5 protein-coding genes are annotated in these 6,834 nt (G+C 62.8%); 2 read left to right on the top strand and 3 right to left on the bottom strand.

The window, feature by feature from the left end; genetic code table 11:
* A partial coding sequence (locus EN984_RS16975) for a glycosyltransferase family 9 protein (protein WP_206517435.1) occupies positions 1-1,094 on the top strand: 1,094 nt, incomplete at its 5' end.
* A gap of 243 nt (positions 1,095-1,337) precedes the next feature.
* Complete coding sequence (locus tag EN984_RS16970; RefSeq protein ID WP_127267332.1) at positions 1,338-2,012, top strand: hypothetical protein; 675 nt, start codon at positions 1,338-1,340, stop codon at positions 2,010-2,012.
* Positions 2,013-2,142: 130 nt separating this feature from the next.
* Here the strand turns inward: EN984_RS16970 and EN984_RS16965 are convergent, their stop codons facing one another.
* The 3 genes from EN984_RS16965 to EN984_RS16955 all read right to left on the bottom strand — a co-directional run bounded on the left by EN984_RS16965 (position 2,143) and on the right by EN984_RS16955 (position 6,624).
* On the bottom strand, positions 2,143-2,949 hold the full coding sequence (locus EN984_RS16965; protein ID WP_127267331.1) for an exodeoxyribonuclease III: 807 nt from the start codon (positions 2,947-2,949) through the stop codon (positions 2,143-2,145).
* Positions 2,950-3,119: 170 nt separating this feature from the next.
* Positions 3,120-3,803: an outer membrane lipoprotein carrier protein LolA gene (locus EN984_RS16960; protein ID WP_127267333.1), complete on the bottom strand. Its 684-nt coding sequence runs from the start codon at positions 3,801-3,803 to the stop codon at positions 3,120-3,122.
* 151 nt (positions 3,804-3,954) lie between these two features.
* Complete coding sequence (locus tag EN984_RS16955; RefSeq protein WP_127267330.1) at positions 3,955-6,624, bottom strand: DNA translocase FtsK; 2,670 nt, start codon at positions 6,622-6,624, stop codon at positions 3,955-3,957.
* Positions 6,625-6,834 lie beyond the last annotated feature (210 nt).

The following is a 6,834-nucleotide window of genomic DNA, read 5'->3' as shown; positions in this document are numbered from 1 at the left end:
CACCAGGCTCCTGGGGGGAGCGAGCCATGCCGTCAGGGCGGTACGAGACGATTATCTTGTATTCCCGCAATGACGCGTTCGGCGACGGATTGATCCGGATTCCGGCTTTGCGCGCCGCCAGAACGGCATTCCCCGATAGTTTCATCGTCTACGGAACCACCCGGTCGTCGTCCCTTGAACATAGCCTCAATCGCCATGCCGGCCATTTGGTCGATGCGATCAATGTGCGCACGCCGCTGGCGCGCCTGGTCGCCGATCACCGCAAGGGCAAGGGGCGATTGGCCGTTGTCGATTTCCGCATCTCGGCGCGTTGGCTGCTTCAAGCCTCGGCATCACTGCTCGGCCGCGGCATCGCCTATGAGGCAAACTTTCCGGCTTTCGCCCTTTCCTGGCGCCTGGGCCAAAGGCCTGAAGCACGACCCGGGCACAATGCCTGGCGCTACCACCGCCTCATCGAACGCCTTGCCGGCAAGCGGCTGCCTTTCGATCATCGGCTAGAGCCGGGCCCGGCCGCGCGAGCGGCGGCCAGGAGCCTTGCGGACGGCAAGCATGCTCCGTTGATCATTATCGCTGCGCACGGCAGCGCCAGCAAGCGCATGTCGGCGGATCAGGTTGCCGCGATCGCCGACAGCCTGATCGCCGACGGGGCGAACCTTCTCTATGTGAAAACCCCAGGCGATGGTCCCGATATGGCTGAACTGGCTCAGCGCGTACCGAAGCTGCGGCTTGTCGATTCCGCCGCGATCGAAGGTGTCGATATCGGTGACATCTTGCTGGCGCTCGGCGAGTTTGCCGATCTTTACATCGGCGCCGAAGGCGGTACCGCACATCTCATGGCAACCGTGATGACGCCGATGGTTATCCTCAGTGGCGGCGCCAACATGGCCCGTTGGAGGCCGCTTTCGAACTGCGTGGACGTGATCGAATCCCGCCATGCCAGTCCGACCGGTCTGGTCGCCAATGTGCCTGCGCCGACAATCATCGAAGCGGCGCAACGCATGCTGGCGACGCGCCGCCGCGACCATCCCCATCTGCCGGATCTCGCAAACTGTCAGCCCAGCAATTTCGCGACAACGACATGCATGAAGACTTGAAGCGCGCCGTTTGAACTTGAATTCATTTGGTCGCGCTTCGAAGCGCGTTGAGATTCAGGTCGGCCATTTGCAGGCCAGCCTCACCTGAACATCGGCGCCATGGTACAATGGGTTCGGTGGAGCGAAGCGCTGCAACCATGGTGACCACCGGCACAATGCAGGCGGAGTTCTCGGCGGCAGATCTGGCGGCTGTCGCATTTTGGTTCCAATGGAGTTCCTCTCAGTCCTCAATGAGAATAGCAAATGCCAGAGAACAACGCGCTGAACACAAAGCATGGCGGCGAATGGACGATAGCCTGGCGCTTGGTCATACTGACGGCGACGGCGATTAACGTCGCGATGCTCTTAGCCGCTCTGTTCGTTGCGCAGATTCGTGGTCTGGACGCGTGGATCTTTTATCGAGATCCATCTGCGGTCGCCGAAGTCGGCTTCTATACAGGGTGGATTTCGTCCCTGGGTGCTTCACTGTGGATCGGCTCCGGCGCGGTGACCCTGTTTGCTGGCCTGCTCACGCACCGATGGGATTGCACGTTTCTCGGCGGCCTTACCCTGTTCCTGGGGCTCGATGACCTGTTATTGATCCATGAGGACGTGCTCCCCATGGTTGCGATACCAGAGATCGTTGCGATGATTGTCTACGCCGCCGCCGGGCTGTTCTGGTTCTTTCGGCTGCGACGGAAGACATTCGACGGCACGATCGTCTTTGTGGCCGCAGGCTTCCTGCTCGCGCTGTCGGCATCCATCGACCAGATCGGAGATCTGTTTCCTACCCCTGGTTCTGCGGCCGCCATCGCCGAAGACGTCGTCAAAGAGCTTGGCATCTTCCTTTGGGCGGCAGGTGCCGTTGGGTACGCGGCGATGGTGACACGATTGGGCCGTCCGTGGGTGGATCCAGCCGACTCCACCTCTGCCGACTGACTGCCGCACGCGGGCATTTTCGACCAGACTAGAGCATTTCACCGTTTCACGGAAACGGCGAGCTGCTCTAACTCTTTGTTTTGACGCAATTCTAGACGGAAAACCGCTTCACACTTTTCCTAGAATTGCTCTAGTCCAGATCGAACCGCGCGATGACAGGCACATGGTCCGACGGGCGCTCCCAGCCGCGCGCCGGACGCAGGATCTCGTAGCCGGAAAAGCTGGGCACCAGGTTTGGCGACGACCAGACGTGGTCGAGACGACGGCCGCGATTGGACAGCTCCCAATCCTGCGCGCGATAGCTCCACCAGGTGTAGAGCTTCTGCTCATGCGGCACGTTGAGCCGCATCAGGTCGACCCAGTCGCCGGCGCGGCGCATCGCCTCGAAATTTTCCGTCTCGATCGGCGTGTGGCTGACCACGTTGAGCAATTGCTTGTGCGACCAGACGTCATGTTCGAGCGGGGCGATGTTGAGGTCGCCGACCAGCACCGAGCCGGACACCTCGTCATGTTCTGCCCGGATGGCATTCATCTCGGCGACGAAGTCGAGCTTGTGCTTGAACTTCCTGTTGATGACGGGATCCGGTTCGTCGCCGCCCGCCGGAACGTAGAAATTGTGGAGCAGGATCGCCTTGCCGCCGGCCCGCACCGTCACCGAGAGGTGCCGGCTGTCCTCTATCTCGCAAAAGCGTCGCTTTTCGACCACCTCGATCGGTCGCCGCGCCACCGTCGCGACGCCGTGGTAGCCCTTCTGCCCATGGAAAGCGATGTGCTCGTAGCCGAGCTTGCGAAAAGCCTTTTCGGGAAACAGTTCGTCGGGAACCTTGGTTTCCTGCAGGCACAGCACGTCGGGCGCATGCTCGACGAGCAGGCGCTCGACGATCGGCATGCGCAGGCGAACGGAGTTGATGTTCCAGGTGGCGATAGAGAAGGGCATTGGCAATCCAGGACAGCGTGCGACCGGCCAGAACCGATGGGCCCCGGCGGGGAAGACGCCTTTCGACGGAGTCAGTCCGGGAAACTGCCAGCCGCAAGCCGCAAAGACAAGCCGGGCCACGCCCGCTGAGGCGTGACCCGGCGCTTTCCACAGCTATTGGTGCGATTGGCCTAGCGCGCCTTGTTGGTGTTGAGTTCGCGGTTCGCCGTGTAGTCGATGGCGAAAGTATCAGGGGCGAAGCTGACGCCTTCCTTGGTGTTGAAGATCATCACCGTCGTGTCCTTGCCCTGCGCGTCGGTGATCGTCCACTGCCGCAAGTCGAAGGTTTTCGGATCGAACATCATGGTGATCTTCGAATTGCCGAACACCGATTTGTCGGCGAGCTGGATGGTGGTGAGGTCATCCTCCTGCTTGACGCTTTTGACGCGGTCGCCGGAGAGATCGATCCTGTTGTCGAGCAGCAGCTTCAAGGGTGTCTTCGACAGCGGATAGAGATCGGACGTGTTGAGCCTCTTGTTCAGGATGACCACCGACTGGCCGTCTGAAATCACCCGGAAGTTTGAAGAGCCGTCGTAGTTGAAGCGGATCTTGCCTGGCCGTTCGAGGAAGAACTTGCCGCCGGTCTGCTCGCCCTTGGGGCCGAACTGCACGAATTCGCCGCTCATCGATTTGACCGAGGAAAAGTGGTCGGCGATCTTCTGCGCAGCGGTCGGCACAGCCGCCTGCGCCGAAGCCAGCACCTGGAAGCCGGGCACCGCGTTGAAGGCTGCCGCCCCCGCAAACGCCAGGCCGAGGCCCAGCAACTGACGCCGGGATGGAGCAAATGTGCTGAGCGCTGAAAGATCGTTTTTCATGTCGGTCACTCTCATCTGATTCCTGAGTTGTTCTGTGCTTGGACCCCCAGTTAGGCTGAAATTTGGCGGGTCAGACGTCCCTTGGTCGCTTCAACGCCTTGAAAGGTTCAAGGTTGCCGGACCGGGATGTCACAAGGGTCAGGCTTTGTGGTCAGAACTTGTCCTCTTCGGTCGGCACCAGGATCTCGCGCTTGCCGGCATGGTTGGCCGGGCCGACGATACCTTCCTTTTCCATCTTCTCGATGATCGAGGCGGCGCGGTTATAGCCGATGCCCAGCCGGCGCTGGATATAGCTGGTCGAGGCCTTGCCATCGCGCAGCACCACGGAGACCGCCTGATCGTAGGGATCGTCGGAATCCTCGAAATTGCTGTTGCCGCCACCGGACCCACCCTTGCCCGACGGCTCGTCGTCGTCCTCGCCATCATCCTCGGTGATGGCGTCGAGATATTCCGGCACGCCCTGCAGCTTCAGATGCGCAACGATCTTCTCGACCTCTTCGTCAGCGACGAACGGGCCGTGCACGCGCTGGATGCGGCCGCCGCCGGCCATGTAGAGCATGTCGCCCATGCCGAGCAGCTGCTCGGCGCCCTGCTCGCCCAGAATGGTGCGGCTGTCGATCTTCGACGTCACCTGGAAGGAGATGCGGGTCGGGAAATTGGCTTTGATGGTGCCGGTGATGACGTCGACCGACGGCCGCTGCGTTGCCATGATGACATGGATGCCGGCGGCGCGCGCCATCTGCGCCAGGCGCTGCACGGCACCTTCGATGTCCTTGCCGGCGACCATCATCAGGTCGGCCATCTCGTCGATGATGACGACGATATAGGGCATCGGCTCGAGATCGAGGTTCTCGGTCTCGTAGATCGCCTCGCCGGTCTGGCGGTCGAAGCCGGTCTGCACGGTGCGCGAGATCTTCTCGCCCTTCTTGTCCGCCTGGCTGACGCGGGCGTTGAAGCCGTCGATGTTGCGCACGCCGACCTTGGACATCTTGCGGTAGCGATCCTCCATCTCGCGCACGGTCCATTTCAGCGCCACCACGGCCTTCTTCGGATCGGTGACGACGGGCGTGAGCAGATGCGGGATGCCGTCATAGACCGAGAGTTCCAACATTTTCGGATCGATCATGATCAGCCGACATTCTTCCGGCTTCAGCCGGTAGAGCAGCGACAGGATCATGGTGTTGATGGCGACCGACTTGCCCGAGCCGGTGGTGCCGGCGACAAGCACGTGCGGCATCTTGGCGATGTCGACGATGACCGCCTCGCCATTGATGGTCTTGCCCAGCGCCAGCGCCAGCTTGGCCTTCGTCGTCTCGAAGTCACGGCTGGCCAGAATCTCGCGCAGATATACGGTTTCGCGCTTGGCGTTCGGCAGTTCGATGCCGATGGCGTTGCGGCCGGGCACCACGGCGACGCGGCAGGCGATGGCGCTCATCGAGCGCGCAATGTCGTCGGACAGGCCGATGACGCGTGACGATTTGATGCCGGGCGCCGGTTCGAGCTCATAGAGTGTGACCACCGGACCGGGACGGACGGCGATGATCTCGCCCTTGACGCCGAAGTCCTCCAGCACGCCTTCGAGCAGGCGGGCGTTCTGTTCCAGCGCGTCCTTGGACAGGCTGGCGTCGCGCACCACGTTCTTCGGCTCGGAGAGGAAGTGCAGCGACGGCATTTCGAACTTTTCCGAGCCGATCAGCGATGTCTGCGCCTCGCGCTGGACGCGGGCGCCGGGCACGGGGCGCGCCGCCGGCGCCTCGACGCGGGTGGCTGCGTCGGAGCGGAACGGCTGCACCTTGGCGGTCGGCGCGCCGCGGCGTTGCACGACAGGCTCATCGTCGAAATCGGCATCCTCGCCCGCATTGTCGAAGCGGTCGTCGAAGATGTCGGCATCGTCGGGGTCGAGCGAGGCGCTGCGGTCATTGACCATGGCGGCGAAGAATTCGGGCTCGACGCGGGCGCGGCCATCCTGGCTCATCCGCTGCTCGGCGAACTCCGCCGATTCGACCCGTTCGGCGGCGCGCCGCCAGGCTGTGGAGCGCTGCTCCATCTCCGGCTCGTACTCGTCCCGCTCCTGCCTGCGGCGCAAGGCACGGCGGTGCATCCACGCGCGCAGCGACAGCCACCAATGGGTGATGGCGCCGAGCGCCAGGATACCCTCGTCGCCTTCGTCCTCGTCATTGTCGAACAAAAGGTCGTCCTCGCGCGGATCGGCGGCGGGCTCGTCCTCCATCACGGCGAAGCCGTTCTTGCGACCGATCAGCGCCGAACCATGGGCAAAGAGCCACAGCGCGGGTGCGGCCAGCAGGATGGCGATGATGCTGGCGATCAGCCCGGTCGGATAGCCGCCGATGACGACGCCGGGGATCTTCAGCACCATGTCGCCAAACACACCGCCGAGGCCGGTGGGCAGCGGCCAGGTCTTGGGCGGCACAACGCAGCCGACCATCGCCGCGGCCAGCAGCGCGAAGCCGAACCAGGACAGCCCGCGCTTGGGCAGCCTGTCGACGCCGCGCGCGGAAAACAGCAGGAAGCCCCAGATGACCGTCGGAACCAGGGCCGCGACGGCGGCGAGGCCGAAGAACTGCATGGCCAGGTCGGAGAACACGGCACCCGCATAGCCCATGGCATTGGTGACGGTGTTGTTCGTCGCGTGGGAAAAACTCGGATCGGCGACATTCCAGGTGGCAAGGCTGGCAACGCCAAAGGCGGCCAGCGCGAACAGGCCGACGCCGACCAGCCGCCCGACCTGACGCCGCGCGAACGCCTGGATGCCGTGCCCCGTATCGGCCAGCGCAAGCGGTGCTGAAGCCCCTGAACGCATGCTCTTCCCCGTCTGTCATGGTCTCGCCGGGTGCGTGGCGCATTCCGGCAGATTCGGGTCTCAGACTATCGGTGGGAAGGTTAAGGGCGCATTAACTATAAGAGGTTGAGATGATCAAACCTCGTTACCACTGGTTGAGCCGCTTGCTGCTCGAAGAATGGCGCCGAGTGTAGGCGAAGGAGGGTCGCCAATTTGGGTAAAGGCATGCAA

Source organism: Mesorhizobium sp. M7A.F.Ca.CA.004.12.1.1 (assembly GCF_003997835.1).
Taxonomy (GTDB): domain Bacteria; phylum Pseudomonadota; class Alphaproteobacteria; order Rhizobiales; family Rhizobiaceae; genus Mesorhizobium.
The sequence above is the reverse complement of the archived record's forward strand: the minus strand, read 5'-3'. Positions and strand labels throughout refer to the sequence as shown.